We start from the raw sequence: 19888 nt of genomic DNA, 5'->3' as shown, positions 1-19888 counted from the left end.
CACAGACCAAAAATCCTCTCCCCCACTCTCCCCCTCTCTCCCCCTCTCCCCCTCTCCCTCTTCGATCAATACTCTGAGCCGATTTCAGCAACCCCTCCCACAATCTCAATTTTTTTTTGATTTAGGGGTTGCAATTTTTCGGAAGGTATGTTTATATTAGAGAGTAGACAAAGCGACGCGGGATAGAGCAGCCTGGTAGCTCGTCGGGCTCATAACCCGAAGGTCAGTGGTTCAAATCCACTTCCCGCCACCAACTTGAAACAAACCCTGTAATTGTTGAAGTTCCAGGGTTTGATTTTTGAGAATAGAGAGTAGACAAAGCGACGCGGGATAGAGCAGTCTGGTAGCTCGTCGGGCTCATAACCCGAAGGTCAGTGGTTCAAATCCACTTCCCGCCACCAAATTTAATCAGATCAGCCCCGGCAACCAAAAAGTTGCTGGGGTTTGTTTTATCATAAAATTCAGAAAATAGAGACGCAGCATTGCTGTGTCCCTACCGCATATTTGTGTTCCAAAGGAAAAAATCAAACAGACCCTCAACACTCAACCCCATACTTTTCTACGCCCGTTTGTGCAAGCTTTATTTCTCAAAAATCAGCAATTCAATATCCCTGTTTTTAAACTTTGCATTTTAAATTGCTAAGCCGATTGAGCTTGCAGCCAATCAAAGATCAAATCTAACTGTTTCAGCGTCACTAACCCGTACTGCCACAACACCATCGGCAGTTGGCTGGCATCTTCTTCGCCGTGTCTGAGAGCAACGGCGATCGCAGAATTCGATAGCGCCAATTCCCCCCGCAAATAATCGATCAGTTGAGCCTTTCCCATCACATTCACCGCCTGTTTTATGCGATTTTGTAAAGATATGTATCCGAGTTGACTGAATTTGAAGTTTAATAGTTCTAATTTTCTGTTGATAAGGGGCGATGTGCTGTGATGGAAAGCGCATGCAACTTGTGATAAAACTAATAAAAAAAGGCGATCGCAGTCACAATATCTCCCAGCCTAAAAAATAGGATCGGGCGATCGATCGCTTGACATCAATTCACTTAAAATGGCTACAGTCCTAGCTGAAGCTGAACTCCCGCTTCTGTGCCGCTGTCGCTCGGTTTAATAGGTAAGGGATTTCCTTGGCGTCGGGCGTCGGAAGGAGTAGTAATAAATTCCAATTCCGGGCCAACTTTGAGGCGAAATGTATCAGCCAAGCTGCGCTCCCTGCTAGCAGAATTAGCCCCCGTTTGTGATTCACCAATCAAGTTTTGGTAGTCCGAGTCCACTGTTCTGTCCTCCACAGTCCTCAGAGAATCCCCCGATAAAGTCGTTTCCGAATTTTGGGGTTCTGATTGCATTCTTTGTTGGGCGAAAACCGCCGGGGTGAAACCGATCAAAATTGAGCTCAGTCCGAGAACAGTACCAAAATTAGCCATAACTGCGTTCATCATCCATGCCTCCGCTAGCTGCATCCTACTATCCTAATTGTACCCAACCGGAGTTTAGTTGCGCTATATCAAAAGTAACTGGTTGTGAAAATAAGCTGGCACCAAGTGGAATTGTCTGTGATTGTTGACGGAGAGAGGGAGAGAAGAAGATCAGGAGGAGAGGATTTTACTGTTGGAGGAATACAAATCGAGAAATATACAGAAACCGTTCCATGAAACCGCGTTTACGAACATACTTAGTTGCAGCAACGCTCAAATACTTAGGACTTACGCACGGAGGACTAAACAAGAAACACGCTTCGGTGCTGGACGCATTAATAGTGCAGAAATCTGGTTTCGATGGGGATTAAAGGTCTAGATGGAGTATAGTCGATCGTCAAACCCGGTTTTTCACCAAAGAGCTCACAAAAGTCTGTCTCAATCTTAAATCGTCAGGGCGATCGCGCGCCGATGTCTCAAATCTCAAATCTCCCAGAGTACGATCGTCCCAGAATGTGTCGAAGACTCATCTCGATCGCCCTCCCAAAGCTCCCGATCGCGTTAAGATGGCGGTGGCAGCCGTTAAAAATTCAGTAACCAGCGACAGATTCCGATTTCTTAACAGCACTTTGCCTGCTCAAACAATCTCAACGTTCAAAATCTGCGCTCATCAGGTTGTACCTTACTTAAATGTTGTGGATTCATAATATTTCTGCTCGATCATGCCAATCAGATCTCTGACAGACCGGATTTTCAAAATGTCGGGTAAAGTGCCAATTCGCATCGTCCTTGTCGTGCCTTTTGCCCTCCAGACTTTCGCTGCGGTAGGGCTGACGGGGTGGCTGTCGTTACGCAACGGGCGCAGGGCAGTCAACGATGTTGCCGCGCAACTGCGGGCGGAAGTCACATCGCGCATCGAGCAACACATTCACAGTTATATCGAAACGCCGCACCAAATCAATCAACTCAATCTCAATGCCATCAGTCTAGGCATTTTGAACCTGCAGGATTCCGCTAGTTTACGCAATTACTTCTCCAAGCAAATCAAAATCTTTGATAAAATTAGCTACATTCAATTCGGCTCCGAACAAAAAACTTTTACGGGAGTTGAACGCCTCGACAACGGCAAGTTGCAAGTTCGGATTTCTAATCAATCTACTGGCTATAACTTTTACAGCTACGTGCCGTCGGAGTTCGGGGAAGCAACCGAGGTATTAAAGACTATTCCTAACTACGACCCCCGCCTCCGACCTTGGTACACGGCTCCGGTGCGGACTGGCAAACCAACCTGGAGTAAAATTTATAGTTATTTTGATACTCCAAAACTGGCGATTACGGCTGCACAACCAGTTTATGGCAACCGAGGAGAATTGATTGGAGTCCTGGGTGCGGATTTGCTACTTTCCCAAATCAATCAATTCTTGGAAACTCTAAAAATTGGTAAGTCTGGCAAAACTTTTATTATAGAAAGGTCTGGACAATTGGTGGCAAATTCTACTCCAGAACCGCCATTTATTGTGAGCAATGGCGTTGCGAAACGGATTGCTGCAACGAGCAGCCAAAATGTTCTGATTCGATCGACAGCCCGCTATTTGACACAGCGCTTCGGGGATTTGAGCAAGATTGACGGTACTTACCAGCTAGATTTTGCGATCGGCCAAAAACGCCAATTTCTACAGGTGACACCATTCTCAGACAGCAGGGGCCTCGACTGGTTGATTGTGGTGGCGGTTCCCGAAGCCGATTTTATGGAAAAAATTAACGCCAACACTCGCTACACAGTGTGGCTGTGTCTCGGTGCTTTGGTGGTGGCGACGGTTCTAGGGTTTCTGACTTCGAGGTGGATTGCGATCCCGATTCAGCGTCTGAGCAAGGCTGCGGAGGCTCTGTCGCGGGGAGAATGGGACTCGATGGCGCTAGATCCATGCTTGATGGTGTCTGTAGAGCGGGAGGATGAAGTGGGTGTCCTGGCCCGCTCTTTTAATAAGATGGCCGGTCAATTGGAAGAGTCGTTTGCTACTCTCGAAGAACGGGTGGAAGCTGCGATAGCTGATAAAACTCAATTAATTGGCTCTCTGAAACAATCTCAGCAAAAACTTGCTTTCCATCTTTATCAAACTCCTTTGGGGGCGATCGAATGGAATCTGAATTTTGAAGTAGCCGACTGGAATCTGTCAGCCGAAAGAATTTTTGGATACAATCGCTTGGAAGCAATGGGACAGCACGGAGTCGATCTCATAGTTCCTGAAAATGCTAAGGAGTATGTCAGGCAACTATCTATTACTTTGCTCGCTAATCAAGGAGGAGTTAGTAGCATTAACCATAACATCAGAAAGGACGGTAAAATAATTCTTTGTGAATGGTACAATACTACTTTGGTTGATGCTGACGGCTGCATAATTGGACTGGCATCGCTGGTTCAAGATGTTACGGAGTTTCACACGGCGATGGAGCAATTGCGCGCTAGTGAGGAGCGGTTTCGCCAGTTGGCAGAAAATATTCATGAAGTATTTTGGATTAGAGAACCCAATAAACAGCAAATAATTTATGTGAGTCCAGCTTGCCAGAAAATATGGCATTTGAGCTATCAGAGTTTGCTGTCAGAACCGGAGGCTTTTTTGAATGCTATTCACCCGGAGGATCGCGATCGCGTCAAGGCTGCTTTTGAGAAACACCTGCGGGGCGATTATGATGAGGAGTATCGGGTAGTGCGATCTGACGGTTCAGTTTGCTGGGTGCGCGATCGGGCTTTTCCAGTCCGCGACGAAACCGGAGAAATTTACCGCATCGTCGGCATTGCAGAAGACATTACCCAGCGCAAATTAGCAGAAGAATTCCAAAAAGTCGCTCAAACCGCTCAAGCTGCAAGCCAAGCCAAAAGCGCTTTTTTAGCCAATATGAGCCACGAATTGCGTACTCCCCTCAACGCAATTATCGGTTACAGCGATATGCTCAAAGAAGATGCTGAAGATTTAGGCCACGAAGATATTATCCCAGACTTGCAAAAAATTCAAACTGCCGGCAAACACTTGCTGTCTTTAATTAGCGATATTTTAGATATTTCTAAGATTGAAGCAGGGCGCATGGAACTTTACCTAGAAACTTTCAACCCAGTTACTTTGATTGAGGAGGTAGTTTCTACAGTCGAACCATTGGTAGAGAAAAATAATAATCAGTTTAAAGTTAATTGTGCTAGCGAGTTGGGAATGATGTATGCTGACCTTACCAAAACTCGTCAAATATTGCTCAACCTGCTGAGCAATGCAGCCAAATTTACGGAAGGTGGCACTATTACCCTATCCGTTGAAAGAGTTAAACATGACAGCTTAACAACTCAAGAAATAGCAGAACCTTCCGACTTAATAATTTTTCGCGTTGCTGATACCGGCATTGGGATTCCGGCCGAACAAATGCAGCATTTATTTCAAGCTTTTATGCAGGGCGACGCTTCAACTACGCGCAAGTACGGCGGCACAGGTTTGGGATTGACTATTAGCCGTCATTTTTGCTTGATGATGGGGGGGGATATGCAGGTTCAAAGCCAGTTAGATTGCGGTTCGGTTTTCATCGTATGCTTGCCGGCTCAAGTTGAATTATTGGTCAGCAGTTAGTCTTACTTTTCGGGATGCAATTGTTACAAAATACACCGGATTTGTTGACAAAAAACTTATACTTTCAGATAACACCAATTATAAATTGTAATGCAATAGTAGCCGTAGGGTGCGTCGCCGTTGAAAATCCCTAAATTTGACAGACAATCTCGTAGCGACGCACCTGAGATATAGCCTTTCTCGTAAAGATGAGGTATGTCCGGTAATAGGTAATTGGTAATGGGTAATGGGTAATTGGTAATTGGTAATTGGTAATTGGTAATTAAGAATTGGTAATTGGGAATTGGGCGGAGCGAAGCGGAGGGATTGGGCATTGGCCCGCGCAGGGCATTGGGCGGAGCGAAGCGGAGGGATTGGGAATTGGGCGGAGCGAAGCGGAGGGATTGGGCGGAGCGAAGCGGAGGGATTGGGAATTGGGCATTGGGCATACTAGGGCTGAAAAAAACATCAAAATTTTTGTTTTCAGCAATGTTTTTCATAAATGATATAAGGTGCGGTTCCGTGAAATTTTAGATTTAATGCTGCAGGATTTTTTATGGCGATACACCCTACAAATACTGTTGCATAACTTTTGAAAAATGGTATAAGTTATCAGCAGCCAACCAAGGTTGTTATACGATGCAGCACAGGTCTGATTTTAGTTGATTTGCCGTTTTTTTCGCCCCAAAAGTTGAGCGGCTAATATCCCGCCGACAAAGCCAAAGAAATGTGCTTGCCAGGAAACTCCCGGCTGCGAAGGCAAAACTCCCCAAATTAAACCGCCGTAGAAGAAACCGACTATTAAAGATATCGCAATAGAGGTAAAGCTGCGTTCAAAATATCCGCGCAGCAGTAGAAAGCCGAAGTAACCAAAGATTAATCCGCTGGCACCTATGTGGACGGAATTGGGCGCGCCTGTCAGCCAAACGCCGAATCCGCTGACTAGGATAGTGACGGCACTCACGATGAAAAAGTCCCTAGTTTCTCGCAGCATGATTAACCAACCAAATGTCACAAACGGGAGGGTATTAGCTGCTAAGTGAGCAAAACTGCCGTGCAAAAAAGGCATGAATATGATGCCTTCAAGTCCTTGGATGCTGCGGGGGCGGACTCCGTAGGAATTTAGTGCGCCTCGGAATAGGAATACATCGACAATTTCGATAATCCAGAGGAGGGAGACGAAGCCGCCGAGAATGGCGGCGTGGCTTTGCAATTCGCGGGTGATGCTTTTGCTTTCTGGGTTGCTCATGGGTTTTGAGGGCGGTGAAACCGATTATTTATAATTGTAGGAGTTGTTTGCCGATCGCGCGAAGCGACACTTGGCACTAGCTTTCAGGTTTTTTGCAGTCGAGCTTATTTGAAACTATTATAACTTTGATTTGAAATTCCGCATTTTCACCTATAGAATAATTCACCTTAATGCGTCACAATGATCGAAGAACTGCACTAGGAGAGTTAACCAAAGGTTAAAGTTAGAACGTATCAGGCAGAGTTTTTACCCCATAGGTAAATGCTTGAGCTGGCAGTGAGGACATTTTGGCGATCGCACACTGTCTCTAAAAACTCAGGAACTACTTGTCTCGGTTCTAGTCATTAATTCAAGAACTTTCATCCGGTAAAGCAAAACGAGCTGCTGTAGGTACTTATTGTAGACAAAATCCAGTACAAGCTCTACAAAGAGTTCTTGGCACCTCGTTCTAAAAGAGGAGAAGAGCAATATGAACGTATTTGAGCAAAAATTACCCCAGAGAATTCTGCCAATTTGGGTATGGCATGGCAAAGAAGAAATTACTGTTACTGTCGCTACAATTTCTCAGCCTTACAGCAAAAAGCCGCGCTTTGATTTGTTACATCCCCTGAAAGAGTGGATCGAGAACACGGAAATTAAGAGTCAAAAATTTGCTCGATTTTTGTGTAAATATATTCCGTCGCAGTGTCCGTTTGAGCGGGAAGTCAAAGTTGGCGATCGCACTTTATTTTCCATTCCGCCGTTGTGCAAGTTAAATCCGCTTTACGAGCAAGTGGTTGGGATTCGCTTTCGGGCTTTGTGTTATTTGGCTGATGAGTGCGGCGTGGATGTAACTCCCTATTGTTAATTTTCCAAAAACTTTAATTTCTAACTCTATTTTTATCTTACCTTCTCTTTGTTGGGGAGGTTTTTTTATTTTCAGATTATGCGGCGGTTGAAACCACTACTGCACAAGAACGTCGGCGGTTGAAACCGCTACTACATAAACAAAGTCTGCCTTCGCAGACTAAGAGAGCGCGATCGCATTTAAAGACTAGAGAGAGCGAATTACTCGTGGTTGGAGAAAGAGTTTGCCGTTTTTAGAAACACTGAGGCTGGCTCCTGTAAAGCACACTTCCCACTTGGCATTCTACGGGTAGTGATTCCCCCGTCAATGGATTGGTCAACCTGTGCCGGATCGCCTGACAAAAACCGCACATCTGCGGGGACAATATCGCCCAGACGCAACCGGATCAGGTCGCCTAGAACCAGTTCGCGGGCAGGGATATGCGTCCAGGTGTTGTCTCGTTTCACCCGTGCCTGGAGTGCTAATTTTGCCTTGAGAGCGGCGATCGCATTCCCTGCTTGAAATTCTTCCCAAAAACCCACTACTCCGTTGCCGATTAGGAGTACCAAAATGATCCCAAAATTTACCCAGTCTCCAACTATTGCCGAAAGAATCACTGCCGCCTCAATCATCCAGGCGATCGGCCCCCAAAAGTGCGATAGGAATTGCATTATTGGGCTGACGGTTGTTTCGGGTAACTCGTTGTAGCCACCTTTTGATTGTCGTTGCAGTGCCTCTTTTTTGCTTAATCCCTGATTGGAAGTAGTCAGTTGCTTTTGTAGGTCTTCTAACGATAGATGCGAAAGCGTTTCTCGATCGGTAGATATAGTCATGAGATGGTTCCTCTACTTGTAAATCACAAGCTATTCAAGATAAGACGAGAACAATATTGAAAGCGCAAAACTCCCGATAAATGTCAACATAGACCAATTTGTATCTTGAGTTTGATGCACTTCAGGAATAATTTCTTCAGCGATCGCCACCATCAAAGTGCCTGTTGTAAATGCAAGCACAACTAGCTTGGGAAGCTCGGCTTGTCCGCGCAATCCCCAATAGCCCAGCGTCGTGCCCAGCCAAACAGGAATAATAAATGCCGCAAGTAACAAAAATCGCAATGTTCGCGGCATATTTTGACTCTTAAACGCTGCATTAGTGACAAATCCTTTTTTGCTTAAGTTGAGAAGTTGATTAACCCATACAAAAAAAGCTCCACCTAAAAACAATGCTAGAACCGTTGCCCAAACAGGTTTAGCGATAACAACTTTTGGTATCAGTTCGGTAGATGCGATCGCTTGTGGAGGAGAAGAAGAATAAGTTAATCAAATGGAATTCACCTTACCGATCCTCTAGTTCAATACTTCTAATCCTTTGGTAGTCCTAAATCTGGCAAGCTTTTTACAATTATAACGGTTTCTAAGCTGACGGTGATTACTTGTTTGATTAAGCGCACGATGTATTCTTCATCATCGAGTCGGTTGGGATCGTTGGTGATACCGCTTCGTTTATCGGTGCTGATTTGGTATTGATCGACGATCCAATCTAGGGCGGAACGGTTGCCGAGGCGATATTCTAATACTTCTGGGGGAATGCCTGTCAGCGTCAGGAAGTCGTTATATTTGATTTGGGTTTTGTCTTTGCTGAGGCGCATTTTTTCGACTCGCCAATCTATCGGGAGGTCTTTGTTTTCGATATGTTTGAGGCGATATTCGGGTTGTTGTTCGTAGTTGATATGGATTTCGGCGAGGCGTTTTCCTGCTGTGGCAAAAGGATTAAATTCTGGCGCGAAGGGGATGCGCGGTAGTTCGCGTTTGAGGTTAGCGGCGTAACGTTGGCGATAGTGGGGATGATGGAGTACGGCGTAGGTGTAATGGAAGATGTCCCATTTGGTAATCTTGGGATCTTGATAATGGGTGTGAAATTGTTCTAACGCCCAATTTGTAATGTTTTCTTGACGATTATTTCCATTTTCATCATAGATATAAAATGGAAAACATTGAACTTGTCTCCCACCATAGTGCATATTTGGCAAACACGCACAGGCTAATGTTAAAAAAGGAATTTGAGGCTCAATTACTACTCCAATCACTTTGTTTTCTATTTCTGTATTTAGATTTGGGAAGAACCGAGCATTACTACCTGCTTCATCAATAATCACATCATCAAAATAGAGAAATCTTTTAGTGAAAGGTCTATATAAACTTGATCTTGCTTTAGATGAGTTAAAATTTAGTTTTTTATAATTCTTCAGCGATCGCTTTAAATTGCGGCTCCATTTTACATTTTCATAGTCAAGAAAACTGTCAATATCAATAGGTTTTATTGAATTATGATAACTAATGAGTTGAGTATTGTAATCACTACAAAAAACCTCTACTCTTTTAAGTAATTCGTCAAGAGTGAAATCATAGACTACTGAATCTCGATTAGTAGAAACTCCTAAAGAATAAAGTTTAAAAACTGCTTCATCTTTATTCTGACTACTTCCTGATTTAACTTCTTTACTTCCTAAAGCAATAAAATTAAGAAAATCATTGCTCATATTTTGAGTCAACCAATTATTTTGACTGTCAGGAATAAGTTCTTGCCATTCCAAGTTATATAAACTTTGAGCATTTTCCAAGATCGTGAATTTATCTTTTCGTTTTGCTCTCCAGTCAACCTCTGAATACAGTAATTTATGCTCATCTATATTTCGCTTCTTTACGAAAAATGTTACGGCAACTCCTACCATTGCAGACAAGCCAAATACAGTATGTTTTTCACCAAGAGGAATTCCATCCCTCATTGAATCCTGTCTAATATCTCCCTTTAAATCCAAAACATAAATAGTGTTGAAATCTTTGGACAGATGATTTCTCATCGAATCAAAAGCTTTCTTATCTAAAAAACTGTTGTTAGTAACAAAAGCGACTATACCTTCATCCCCAATTCGATCGGATGCCCAACGTATAGCTTTAACATAAGGATCGCTGAGCTTGCTGAGTAGACTAGCTCTTGAATCTTTAGCATAGGTATCTGAGACTCTATCATCTACACCTTTTCTATCGGTTCTTTTATATTTACGATTTTTGTTATTGTCATTTTCATCAACTTGGTTGGTATTGTATGGTGGATTACCAAGAATCACAAAAATTGGAGATTCTTGCTGTCTTTTGACTCTTTGTGTATTTTCTGGGACAAACAACGATAGCTGTTGCTCATCAATCATTTCAAAAGTATCAACTAAACAAATCCCCTCAAACGCCTCATACTTTCCAGTCTGCTCAAAATACTCATGCTCAATATTCATTGCAGCAATGTAATAGGGCAACAACATCACCTCATTGCAATGCAACTCATGCTCATACTTATGAGGCAAAGCCGACTTCTGGATATCCGCAATCTCACGCATCACCCGCATGATGAAATTTCCCGTACCCACAAACGGATCGAGAATATGCACACCCTTATCCACCAGAGACTTGCCAAACTCCCGTTGCAAAATCTCCTCCACACTCTTCACCATAAAATTCACAATCGGCTGTGGTGTATACACAATCCCATGCGTATCCGCCACCTTCGTCGAAAAGCCCTGAAAGAATTTCTCATAGACTGTATTCAAAAAATCTTGCTTTTGCGAAAAATCATCAATCGTTGCAGCCGTCTCCTCGATCGCCCCATAAAACCGATCCAAACTACTCAAAAAATGAGCGCGGCTGAAATGCTTAGAAGTCAAGGCATTGATCACTTTCTCAATCTCAACCGCAATAATATTCCGTTGAGCAAAATCTGGATTATTGAACACACTCCGAAAAATCCGTTCCGTCAATAAATGTTGAATCAACATCTCCTCAACCGCAGACTCCGATAGATTCGGATTAATCGACTGACGGCAAAGCTGCATAAATGTCGCAAACGCATCGATGAATTTTTTGTTAGTCTTCTCCTGTGTACGGATTAACTCAAGTAGCGCCGTTGCATGATCCTTTACGCGATCGCCAAATTCCTCAGCAGCTTTTTCCCATTGCGCGATCGCAGGCGCACGATATTCAAAAAACTGGCGCACCACATCCACCAATTCCTGATCCTTGGTAATGTCTACATCCATCACCAACTTGCCATCTTGATAAAGAATGGCGCGATCGGGCTGCTGAAAAATAATATTGTCTTTGGGATAGCCCACTGCAAATTTTTTCTGAACTTCCTTCTTCAGATCATCCTTACTATCCTTCGCTTCCCAGTAAGCACGCGGTAAATGATAAATATCTACCAACGCCCCATCGATGCGAATTGGCTGCTTGTTCGATCGCTTAATTGCAAATTGCTGTTCCAAAGTCCATTCAAACTGTCGCCCACAGGACTCCAGCAATTGCTGAAAAGCCGATAACACCGCCCCTTCATGGACTATACCTAACTTGGCGTAGCGATCCAACGCTTCATAGTAATTTTTGATTGGCTTGTGCGATGGCTTGAGGCTAAGACTAGGCATATTCAGTCTGTATGAGATAGGGGATAAGACTACTATAAACTAACTGCGAAAATCTGGCGATCGCCGATTTTTGATTTTGTTTAACTTAAGATGGATGAGTAATCATTTTATTCCTGGGTTGAATAGACATCTCCAGAAATCATAGATCGACTCAAGCATAGCCAGGGCTTGAAATTCATTTTTGGAGATGTCTAATAGGCGAATTTATTAAACAATCGATCGCACCACTCCACCCTCGACTCGCAAGGCAGCACCATTAATTGCAGAGGCTAAAGGACTAGCAACAAATGCAACTAATGCAGCAACTTCAGACGTTGAAGCAAATCGCTGAATCAGGGAAGATGGACGAGTCTTGGTAAAAAACTCTTTCTCAACTTGTTCGGCTGAAATATTTTGCTCCTTGGCAAGTCCCTCGATAAAAGTTTCCACTCCTTCGGAACGGGTTGGCCCTGGCAATACGGTATTCACCGTGACACAACTGCCTGCGGTTGTTTCAGCTAAACCACGAGCCAAGGCTATTTGTGCAGTCTTGGTAACGCCATAGTGAATCATTTCAGCGGGAATATTCAAGCCAGATTCACTAGAGATGAAAATAATGCGTCCCCAATCTTTTTTTAGCATCAAAGGTAAGTAAAAACGCGATAGCCTTACACCGCTCATCACGTTTACTTCCATAAAGTTCATCCACTCTTCATCGGAGATATTTTCAAATGCTGTAGCGCCATAAATTCCCAAGTTGTTGACCAAAATGTTGACGAATGGCACTTGTTGAAACAACAATTCAGCTCCAGCTTGCGTTCCCAAATCGGCAGCAATTCCCTGAAGTTTGGCCTTGGGGACGCTTTGCTGAATGCTTTTGAGGGCATGGTTTACGCGCTCTTCCGTTCTGCCATTGACTATGACAGTTGCTCCTTCCTGGGCAAGTGTCGTGGCGATCGCTAATCCAATTCCTGCGGTGGAACCGCTGACCAATGCAATCCGATCTGATAGTTGGAGATCCATACTTTCTTAAACCAAATAATTTATCAGCAATCTAGGGTTTCAATTTGCTCAAATAATGAAGCAACTGCCGACTCAATCAGTGGCTACCCATTAGTGTCAACTTAAGGCTGAAAGCTTTGGTATTTATCGCTTTTACCTAAGTCGAGATCCCCCTAAATCCCCCGGATAGTCGGGGGACTTTGAAAAGACTCCTATCCCCCCCGACTATCCGGGGGAGTAGGGGGCAAGCTAAGGGGGGATATAGATTTAATAGTCAAACAACAGTCTTTGGCTGGGTTTGACGTTAAGTTGACACTAATGGCGGCTACCTAATCCAGTTTTACCACCATTTTACCCACATTTTTGCCTTCAAAAAGACCGATAAACGCATCCACCGCTCGCTCGATTCCTGCCACCTCTGTTTCCTTATTCTTCAATTTTCCAGCTTGGAAATAGCCGCCCACTTCTTGTTCAAATTCACTCTGGCGATCGAGCCAATCGCGAACAATTAGCCCTTTCATCGTCAAGCGTTTGCCAATCATATTAAATAGATTGGAAGGGCCCGGCTGCGGTTTTTCATCGTTATAACCGGAGATGCTGCCACAAGCGATAATCCGGCCGTGCACGCGCAATGCCGAGAGCGCCGCTTCCAGCGTTTCGCCTCCTACATTATCGAAATAGACATCAATTCCGTCCGGTGCTGCCTGATTCAGTTGTTCGAGAATAGGGCCGGCCTTGTAATCGAAGGCGCTATCAAATCCGCATTCTTCCTGCAGAAACTTGATTTTTTCCATTGAACCGGCTGAGCCGATGACATGGCATCCGCGCAATGAAGCCAGTTGTCCGGCGACATTTCCCACCGCGCCTGCGGCTCCCGAAATAAAAATAACATCGCCGGCTTTGACTTCTACCAAATTCAACCCAACCCAAGCAGTCATACCTGTCATGCCGAGGGCACCGAGGTAAACTGAGAGCGGTTGAATGTCGCGGCTAACCTGATGCAAATCTTTGGGTGCAGCGATGAAGTATTCTCGCCAGCCATAGTTGGAAGTCACAACATCACCCGGCTTTAATTCCTGGGCACGAGACTCGATTACCTCGCCGACTGCGCCGCCTTCGAGTGCTTTTCCTAACGCGAAGGATGGAACATAGGATTTCCCCTCGTTCATGCGACCGCGCATATATGGATCGACTGACATATAGAGATTGCGAACGAGCACTTGCCCATCTTGAATTGGCTCTAGTTCTGTTTGCGCGATCGCAAAGTTATCTGCGGTAGGAATCCCCTTGGGGCGGGAGACTAGCCGAATCTCGCGGCTCACGATCTCTGTCATAATTTTATCCTCATTAGTTATTAGCCCAAATTTATTGGTTTACCTCATCAATTGACTGTTTTTTGTTTTGCGATCGCCCCATTAATCTAAAGTTCTTGACGAGTCGGACGGATGATCATTTCATTCACATCAACATCAGCGGGCTGTTCAATCGCATAGGCGATCGCCCTAGCAATAGCATCTGCATCAATAGCTATTTCATAAAGTGCATTAATGTTCGCTGCTGTATCTTCATCGCTAATCGTAGTAGTCAACTCAGTCGCAACTGCCCCTGGTGAGATATTAGTCGATCGAATTTCACCGTTTGACTCTAATCGCAGCCCTTCCGAGAGCGCTCGCACTGCGAACTTAGTAGCACAATAAACCGCCGATCCGGGAAACACTTTATGTCCGGCGACAGATGATAGATTAATGACGTGACCGGACTTTTGCTGGCGCATAGTTGGTAACACGGCCGCAATCCCATAGAGAACGCCCTTGATGTTGACATCAATCATTTGATCCCACTCTTCCACCTTGATTTGGTCGAGGGGAGAGAGCGGCATCAACCCGGCATTATTGATTAGCACGTCGATCCGGCCGTAGGTGCTCAAAGTTTTTTGCGCCAAGGATTCCACCTGTGCGCGATCGGTGACATCCGTCACTAAGTAGGTTGCAGTTCCTCCCGATCGGGCGATCGCATCAACCAGTTCTTTGAGCCGATCTTCGCGGCGGGCAGCTAACATTAGTTTGGCTCCACTAGCAGCAAGTCGCTTCGCTGTCGCCTCACCTAATCCACTGCTGGCTCCGGTGATAATTACCACTTTGTTTTGAATTTCAGACATATTGATTTCTGCGGGTTATTGAGTGTGGGTCATCAAACATTTGATGCTGAAATCAGCTAAACTCAGCATTATTCTATCAGCTCAACTAGCTTGTAGCTTGATCAATGTTTGTGTACCAGCAGCATCACTAATCCGAACCGCTATCATCACGCCATTTAAGTCTTGTCCGGTTAAAATTTCAGTTGGTGAATCGATGGTGTGAGCGTAAGTCACCTCATCTTTACCCACTTCAATCACCAAATCATCTCCCTTGCCAGGGCGATCGTAAACAATAGCATGAAGAGGTGCGTTCTTAATCACTTCGGCATCACCGAGTTCTGAATTGAGGATTTCGATGGAAATATGCCGTCCGCGATTACCATCTGAAAACTGATCGAAAAATTCACCCCATCGCTCGCGCGGCACAGATTTGTTGATGTCAATTTTATTTGTCATTATCATTCCTTGTGAAAAATCTTAAAAACAAAAAGAGCAATACAATAGTTGCTAAGTTTCACTACCCTATTGCTGTTGGTTCAAAGCCTTAGACTGCGATCGACATACTCATTTCATGACTGATTCTGTCTAGCATCTGCTTCGCCTGACTGACATCATCCTCGCTGCCTGTTACAAGGATCGTGAACTCCCCTGCTTGGATTTTAGTCTCGTACTTCAGTACCTCGTTCTTCGGGATTCCTAACCCTCCCAAGGCACCCGCTAGTCCTCCTACAGCAGCAGCACCAGCGCCACCAACAAGCGTTCCTTCCAACCAACCCGCCAACACTCCAGCAACGGGGCCAGCAATGATGAGCGGAGCCATTCCGGGAATAAACAGCACTCCAGCACCTGCTAAAATACCAAATAAACCTCCAACAAAGCTACCCCAATAACCACCTCCTGCGGCTCCAGCTTTCGCTGTATCTTTCCAGGTTAGAAATCCGCGCACATTTTCAGTAGTCTGGTAGTCTTTGCCAATAATCGAGAGCTTTTCCATATCGAAGCCTTCTTTTTCCAACTCCAATACCACCCTTTCTGCTTCTGCATGGGATGGGAAAGAAGCAACAATCGTATGTGTGTATGCCATGAGTTAGTTTCCTTGGTTGTTTGTCCGAATGACGGAAAAAAAATTTGGTTTTTGATTTGTTTTCTATTTTTTGACGTTCGATTTTACCTGGTCGAGCTTCGATTGAATCTCAACTTTGGTTTCTTTCGTCGTCAAATGAACTTTAACAAAAATTGCCTAATATAATCTCTACCTTTTGATTGAATTTTAACAAGAATTACCCAATATGATCTCTACCCTTTGATTGCTTTAAGGAGATGTTATATCAAAGGAAAATAGCGGAAAAAATGGCATTGTTCCGCTCATAAGCATCTATCCTGAATCAGGTAAAATCTGGCGCATTTGAAAAGCGAAAGTCAGGAAACGGCACTGCCGTGTCCCTACAATTAATCGGCGTAGGGAAACGGCACTGCCGTGTCCTCTTACAATTAAGCAAGGTATGGAAACGCCACTGCCGTCTCCTCCTACAATTAAGCAAGGTATGGAAACGGCACTGCCGTCTCCTCCTCCTACAATTAATCGGCGTAGGGAAACGGCACTGCCGTCTCCTCTTTGCTGTCAACTGTCAACTGTCAATTGCGTCGCCCTGAGCGTAGTCGAAGGGTCAACTATCAACTGTTTAATCGTGTCTTACTTATGCGTCGTAGTTCCCGCAGCAGTTGTGGCATCTAATCTGGTGGAAATCGCTTTCAAGGTAGCTTCTTCGGCTTCTTCCATCGTCGCCATTGCGAATAAGATCGCTGTGTTGGCATAATCCTCAGCTTTATCCGCCCGATGTTCGAGTTTCTTGACTTCGCGACTCGCTTTCCATTCCTCGACGTTCGACTTCACCTCAGTTTCTTTTTCCTCAAATTGAGTTTGGAGCTTTGCCCGATACTCATCAAATTCTTGTTTTTTAGCATCTAGATTTGTCTTCATTCCGTCAAGTTTCGATTGCAGCTCAGATTGAGTATTTTTTGTGGCAGATTGAACGCTTTCCTTCAGCGACTTTGCCCGGTCTTCAATCGCTTCTAAATTGTCGTGTAGTTGGTTGGTGAAGTTGTCAATTGTCGTACTCATGGTGATTCCTCTCGTATGTTGAGTTTGTCGAATTGTTGGTAGTGTTATTAAATTGCCATCTGGCTACAAAAGTTTTTGTTCTAAGTAACCTCATCTACTGGTGAAAAACTAAAACAACTCTTTAATGATTTGATGCTGGTGAGTTATTATTTTTAATAATAGCTTTAAATTGTGAAGGAAATCTGAGGTTTTGGTGAAATAAATATATCGCTAATTTATGACTATGCCGAGGCGTTTTGGCGCATCAGAACGGTTGATATCATTCCGGCATAGCCGGAATGATATAGAGGAGACTGCACGTGCTGTTTCCCTACAATTAATCTGGCGTAGGATACGGCACTACTGTGTCCTGATTTCTCCCAAATGCGGGCTGTGGATTGATTATTTGACACCTAATTTTTAAATTTTATATAAGCAACCTTTGCTGCTAGAACTAATGTTTGACCGTCTCTGACTATGGCCTAATTTTTGTAGTTTGCTTTAACAGTTCAAACCAAAGCAAGCTAATCAATCCACCGCCCAAACAGATAGCAAGATCGATCGCACTTAGCAGAGAAAAGCTGAACAAATGACGCAAAAACGGGACATACAGCACCAACCCAAGGAACAACAGTCCCCCACCAAGCACCCACCACAGGGCAGGATTTGGGGATTTCAGTATTTTAAAGCTGAGGCGCGAGGTTGAACCTTCGCTCAAAATTAGTCCTAAATTTGCCAAAATCAACGTCGTAAACGTTAACGCCCGGGCTTCAAATTCGCCTTGTCTGCGATATAGGGCGATCGCAAAAATCGCCAGTACGATCGCCAAAATTCCGCCCCCTTGCAACACAGCCAAGCCCAGCGTTTTCTTGCCAAATAAAGGTTCTTTGGGGTTGCGGGGAGGGCGCTTCATCACCGTTGTTTCTGCGGGTTCGGCTTCTAAAACGATCGAGCAAGCTGGATCGATAATTAAATGTAAAAATGCCACATGAACCGGAAGCAATACTAACGGTAACTTAAACAATACTGGAATCAAAGACATTCCAGCGATCGGGATATGAATCGCAATCAGATATGACATGGCTTTGCGGAGATTATCAAAAATTCTGCGCCCCAGTTTGACCGCTTGGACGATCGACGAAAAATCATCATCCAATAATACCAACGCCGCAGATTCACGGGCCACATCCGTTCCTCGCTCACCCATCGCAATCCCGATTTGAGCAGCTTTGAGAGCAGGAGCGTCATTCACGCCATCTCCCGTCATTGCAACGACTTCACCCTTGGCTTTCAAAGCATTAACTAACCGCAATTTTTGTTCGGGAACGGCTCGTGCAAAAATATTTGTACTTTGAATCCGCTGCTCTAATTCAGCATCGCTCATGCCATCTAATTCTGCTCCGGTGATAATTGCTCCCATCTGCATCAATCCAACTTGACGGGCAATACTTTGAGCAGTTTCTGGATAATCACCTGTAATCATCACGACTCGAATCCCTGCGGTATGACATTCTTGAATCGCCGCCGCCACGGTTGGACGTACTGGATCGGACAGTCCAACTAATCCGATAAATTGAAACGGAAAGTCATGTTGTTTTTCGGGCAAATGATTAGGATTGAGCGACGGATGAGGCGGCAAAAATGGCGGCGGCGCACCAACAATAGACGCTTTGGCAACGCCTAATACCCGCAATCCTTGACTTGCCATTGCACTGACTTGCGCTGCCATAATTTTCTGCTGTTGGGGCGTGAAATGGCAGAGATCCGCCATCGCCTCCGGTGCTCCTTTTGCCGCAACTTCATACAATTTGCCATCGGCTGACTCCCAAACATGAGACATTGCCAGTAGATGCGGTGACAGCGGATATTCTCGCAACAGTTTCCAATCGCTGTGCAAATGTTCGGTATGCGCCAGATAGCGATCGCCCAATTCCTTAAACGCTTTTTCCATTGGATCGAATGGATCTCTTTGGCTCGCCAGAATACAGAATTCGACTAATTGATGAACTGCTTCTGGGAGTGCCTCTGATGAATGCAATCCCAAATCATAAGGCTGAGGATTTTCTGCCTGGTTGTAGGATAACAACTGCTGCACAGCCATCTGATTCTGAGTCAATGTCCCGGTTTTATCCACGCACAAAACGGTTGCGGAACCTACGGTTTCAACGGCTGAGGCGCGGCGTGCTAAGACATGATTCTGAGAAATCCGCCAAGCTCCCAAGGCTAAAAAGATTGTCACGACAACCGGAAATTCATTCGGCAAAATTGCCATCGCTAACGTAATGCCGGCGAGAATTCCTTTAAGCCAATCTCGTGTCGTGAATCCATAAATTACAACAATTGCCACACACAGCGATAAAGCGATGCCAAACAAACGACTAACCAAGCGATTCATTTCCTGTTGCAAGGGGGTCGTTTCTGGCTTGATTTTTTGCAAAGCCTTGCCAATCTTGCCCATTTCTGTTTGAGGGCCGATCGCCTTAACTTGAGCAATTCCCTGTCCCTGAACCACCAATGTGCCAGAATACACAAACGGCAATTCATCGCCTCCCGGACGCGCCATCTCCACGTTACCCACAGCGGTAACTTTGCGAACGGGTAGCGATTCCCCGGTTAATAACGACTCATCGGTTGAGAGATTTGTGCAAGATAGGACGATCGCATCCGCAGACACTCGATCGCCTTCAGCCAGCACTAAGAAATCTCCCCGAACCACTTCTCGCCCCGCAATCCGTTTTCGTTCCCCATCCCGAATCACCAAGGCGCGAGGACTGGAAAGATCGCGCAAGGCTTCTAAGGCGTGTTCGGTTTTGCCTTCTTGATAAAGGCTAATTCCGGTGATAAAAAAGACGAAACCTAGCAAAATCAAGGCTTCTTGTAAGTCGCCTAAAATCCAGTAAATGATACCACCGCCGACTAGCAAGAGAAAGATCGGATCTTGAACTGTATTCCAGGCGATCGATAACAGATTGCGAGACTGAGCCGAGGGGAGTTCATTGTAGCCGTCATCTTTGAGTCGGGCGATTGCTGTCGCAGACGGCAAGCCGTTCGCGTCTTTTTCAGATAAGCCAGTTACGGTATTGATCTCAACTGGTGAAACCATAATCTTGCTTTTTGA

General features: G+C 44.9%; 18 protein-coding genes and 2 tRNA genes. 5 read left to right on the top strand and 15 right to left on the bottom strand.

The window, feature by feature from the left end; translation table 11 throughout:
- The first annotated feature begins 176 nt into the window (after positions 1 to 176).
- A tRNA-Met gene (locus QUA97_RS20800) sits at positions 177 to 253 on the top strand.
- Between the two features lie 71 nt (positions 254 to 324).
- Positions 325 to 401 (top strand) — tRNA-Met (locus QUA97_RS20795).
- A 238-nt stretch (positions 402 to 639) separates the two neighbouring features.
- Here QUA97_RS20795 and QUA97_RS20790 read toward each other — a convergent pair.
- The gene (locus QUA97_RS20790) at positions 640 to 828 is read right to left on the bottom strand and encodes a DUF2949 domain-containing protein (protein WP_194011192.1); all 189 of its coding nucleotides are present in this window, start codon (positions 826 to 828) and stop codon (positions 640 to 642) included.
- A 230-nt stretch (positions 829 to 1058) separates the two neighbouring features.
- Positions 1059 to 1463: a hypothetical protein gene (locus QUA97_RS20785; RefSeq protein ID WP_228049731.1), complete on the bottom strand. Its 405-nt coding sequence runs from the start codon at positions 1461 to 1463 to the stop codon at positions 1059 to 1061.
- A gap of 470 nt (positions 1464 to 1933) precedes the next feature.
- Between QUA97_RS20785 and QUA97_RS20780 the strand changes: the two genes are divergently transcribed.
- Positions 1934 to 2125 (top strand): hypothetical protein, encoded by a 192-nt coding sequence (locus tag QUA97_RS20780; protein WP_194065956.1) that lies wholly within the window; start codon positions 1934 to 1936, stop codon positions 2123 to 2125.
- Between the two features lie 15 nt (positions 2126 to 2140).
- Positions 2141 to 5029 (top strand): PAS domain S-box protein, encoded by a 2889-nt coding sequence (locus QUA97_RS20775; RefSeq protein ID WP_333195777.1) that lies wholly within the window; start codon positions 2141 to 2143, stop codon positions 5027 to 5029.
- 56 nt (positions 5030 to 5085) lie between these two features.
- Here the strand turns inward: QUA97_RS20775 and QUA97_RS20770 are convergent, their stop codons facing one another.
- Complete coding sequence (locus tag QUA97_RS20770) at positions 5086 to 5508, bottom strand: hypothetical protein (protein WP_333195775.1); 423 nt, start codon at positions 5506 to 5508, stop codon at positions 5086 to 5088.
- A 158-nt stretch (positions 5509 to 5666) separates the two neighbouring features.
- A complete protein-coding gene (locus tag QUA97_RS20765; protein WP_194065959.1) occupies positions 5667 to 6257 on the bottom strand; it encodes a rhomboid family intramembrane serine protease in 591 nt (196 codons plus the stop codon).
- 469 nt (positions 6258 to 6726) lie between these two features.
- Between QUA97_RS20765 and QUA97_RS20760 the strand changes: the two genes are divergently transcribed.
- A complete protein-coding gene (locus QUA97_RS20760) occupies positions 6727 to 7104 on the top strand; it encodes a Mo-dependent nitrogenase C-terminal domain-containing protein (protein WP_194065960.1) in 378 nt (125 codons plus the stop codon).
- A gap of 200 nt (positions 7105 to 7304) precedes the next feature.
- On the opposite strand, the gene QUA97_RS20755 is transcribed toward QUA97_RS20760, so the two are convergent.
- From QUA97_RS20755 to QUA97_RS20705, 11 genes are all read right to left on the bottom strand, one after another.
- Positions 7305 to 7916 (bottom strand): cation-transporting P-type ATPase, encoded by a 612-nt coding sequence (locus QUA97_RS20755; protein ID WP_228049732.1) that lies wholly within the window; start codon positions 7914 to 7916, stop codon positions 7305 to 7307.
- A 30-nt stretch (positions 7917 to 7946) separates the two neighbouring features.
- The gene (locus QUA97_RS20750) at positions 7947 to 8210 is read right to left on the bottom strand and encodes a hypothetical protein (RefSeq protein WP_228049733.1); all 264 of its coding nucleotides are present in this window, start codon (positions 8208 to 8210) and stop codon (positions 7947 to 7949) included.
- Positions 8211 to 8443: 233 nt separating this feature from the next.
- Positions 8444 to 11551 carry a type ISP restriction/modification enzyme gene (locus QUA97_RS20745; RefSeq protein WP_194065961.1) on the bottom strand — a complete coding sequence of 1036 codons (3108 nt, stop codon included), beginning with the start codon at positions 11549 to 11551 and terminating at the stop codon, positions 8444 to 8446.
- A gap of 207 nt (positions 11552 to 11758) precedes the next feature.
- Positions 11759 to 12553: an SDR family NAD(P)-dependent oxidoreductase gene (locus tag QUA97_RS20740; RefSeq protein ID WP_194065962.1), complete on the bottom strand. Its 795-nt coding sequence runs from the start codon at positions 12551 to 12553 to the stop codon at positions 11759 to 11761.
- Between the two features lie 308 nt (positions 12554 to 12861).
- Positions 12862 to 13866 carry an NADP-dependent oxidoreductase gene (locus QUA97_RS20735; protein ID WP_194065963.1) on the bottom strand — a complete coding sequence of 335 codons (1005 nt, stop codon included), beginning with the start codon at positions 13864 to 13866 and terminating at the stop codon, positions 12862 to 12864.
- Between the two features lie 86 nt (positions 13867 to 13952).
- A complete protein-coding gene (locus tag QUA97_RS20730; RefSeq protein WP_194065964.1) occupies positions 13953 to 14690 on the bottom strand; it encodes an SDR family oxidoreductase in 738 nt (245 codons plus the stop codon).
- An 81-nt stretch (positions 14691 to 14771) separates the two neighbouring features.
- On the bottom strand, positions 14772 to 15125 hold the full coding sequence (locus QUA97_RS20725) for a DUF5335 family protein (protein WP_333195768.1): 354 nt from the start codon (positions 15123 to 15125) through the stop codon (positions 14772 to 14774).
- 88 nt (positions 15126 to 15213) lie between these two features.
- Positions 15214 to 15753, bottom strand: coding sequence for a general stress protein (locus QUA97_RS20720; RefSeq protein ID WP_333195766.1), 540 nt, complete (start codon positions 15751 to 15753; stop codon positions 15214 to 15216).
- A gap of 609 nt (positions 15754 to 16362) precedes the next feature.
- Complete coding sequence (locus tag QUA97_RS20715) at positions 16363 to 16791, bottom strand: hypothetical protein (RefSeq protein ID WP_194065967.1); 429 nt, start codon at positions 16789 to 16791, stop codon at positions 16363 to 16365.
- Positions 16792 to 17012: 221 nt separating this feature from the next.
- On the bottom strand, positions 17013 to 17183 hold the full coding sequence (locus QUA97_RS20710) for a hypothetical protein (RefSeq protein ID WP_333195763.1): 171 nt from the start codon (positions 17181 to 17183) through the stop codon (positions 17013 to 17015).
- A 62-nt stretch (positions 17184 to 17245) separates the two neighbouring features.
- Positions 17246 to 19873 carry a cation-translocating P-type ATPase gene (locus QUA97_RS20705; protein ID WP_194065969.1) on the bottom strand — a complete coding sequence of 876 codons (2628 nt, stop codon included), beginning with the start codon at positions 19871 to 19873 and terminating at the stop codon, positions 17246 to 17248.
- Between the last annotated feature and the right edge of the window lie 15 nt (positions 19874 to 19888).

It is taken from the genome of Microcoleus sp. CZ3-B2 (genome assembly GCF_036705055.1).
Taxonomy (GTDB): Bacteria; Cyanobacteriota; Cyanobacteriia; order Cyanobacteriales; family Microcoleaceae; genus Microcoleus.
This window is presented reverse-complemented; position numbering and strand designations above follow the sequence as displayed.

Excerpts from the sequence above, each read along its gene's own strand:
- QUA97_RS20785 (WP_228049731.1), bottom strand. The coding sequence starts at position 1,463 with ATGCAGCTAGCGGAGGCATGGATGATGAACGCAGTTATGGCTAATTTT.
- QUA97_RS20745 (WP_194065961.1), bottom strand. The coding sequence starts at position 11,551 with ATGCCTAGTCTTAGCCTCAAGCCATCGCACAAGCCAATCAAAAATTAC.
- QUA97_RS20715 (WP_194065967.1), bottom strand. The coding sequence starts at position 16,791 with ATGAGTACGACAATTGACAACTTCACCAACCAACTACACGACAATTTA.
- QUA97_RS20730 (WP_194065964.1), bottom strand. The coding sequence starts at position 14,690 with ATGTCTGAAATTCAAAACAAAGTGGTAATTATCACCGGAGCCAGCAGT.
- QUA97_RS20775 (WP_333195777.1), top strand. The coding sequence starts at position 2,141 with ATGCCAATCAGATCTCTGACAGACCGGATTTTCAAAATGTCGGGTAAA.
- QUA97_RS20725 (WP_333195768.1), bottom strand. The coding sequence starts at position 15,125 with ATGACAAATAAAATTGACATCAACAAATCTGTGCCGCGCGAGCGATGG.
- QUA97_RS20790 (WP_194011192.1), bottom strand. The coding sequence starts at position 828 with ATGGGAAAGGCTCAACTGATCGATTATTTGCGGGGGGAATTGGCGCTA.
- QUA97_RS20705 (WP_194065969.1), bottom strand. The coding sequence starts at position 19,873 with ATGGTTTCACCAGTTGAGATCAATACCGTAACTGGCTTATCTGAAAAA.
- QUA97_RS20755 (WP_228049732.1), bottom strand. The coding sequence starts at position 7,916 with ATGACTATATCTACCGATCGAGAAACGCTTTCGCATCTATCGTTAGAA.
- QUA97_RS20740 (WP_194065962.1), bottom strand. The coding sequence starts at position 12,553 with ATGGATCTCCAACTATCAGATCGGATTGCATTGGTCAGCGGTTCCACC.
- QUA97_RS20770 (WP_333195775.1), bottom strand. The coding sequence starts at position 5,508 with ATGAAAAACATTGCTGAAAACAAAAATTTTGATGTTTTTTTCAGCCCT.
- QUA97_RS20760 (WP_194065960.1), top strand. The coding sequence starts at position 6,727 with ATGAACGTATTTGAGCAAAAATTACCCCAGAGAATTCTGCCAATTTGG.
- QUA97_RS20720 (WP_333195766.1), bottom strand. The coding sequence starts at position 15,753 with ATGGCATACACACATACGATTGTTGCTTCTTTCCCATCCCATGCAGAA.
- QUA97_RS20735 (WP_194065963.1), bottom strand. The coding sequence starts at position 13,866 with ATGACAGAGATCGTGAGCCGCGAGATTCGGCTAGTCTCCCGCCCCAAG.
- QUA97_RS20765 (WP_194065959.1), bottom strand. The coding sequence starts at position 6,257 with ATGAGCAACCCAGAAAGCAAAAGCATCACCCGCGAATTGCAAAGCCAC.
- QUA97_RS20750 (WP_228049733.1), bottom strand. The coding sequence starts at position 8,210 with ATGCCGCGAACATTGCGATTTTTGTTACTTGCGGCATTTATTATTCCT.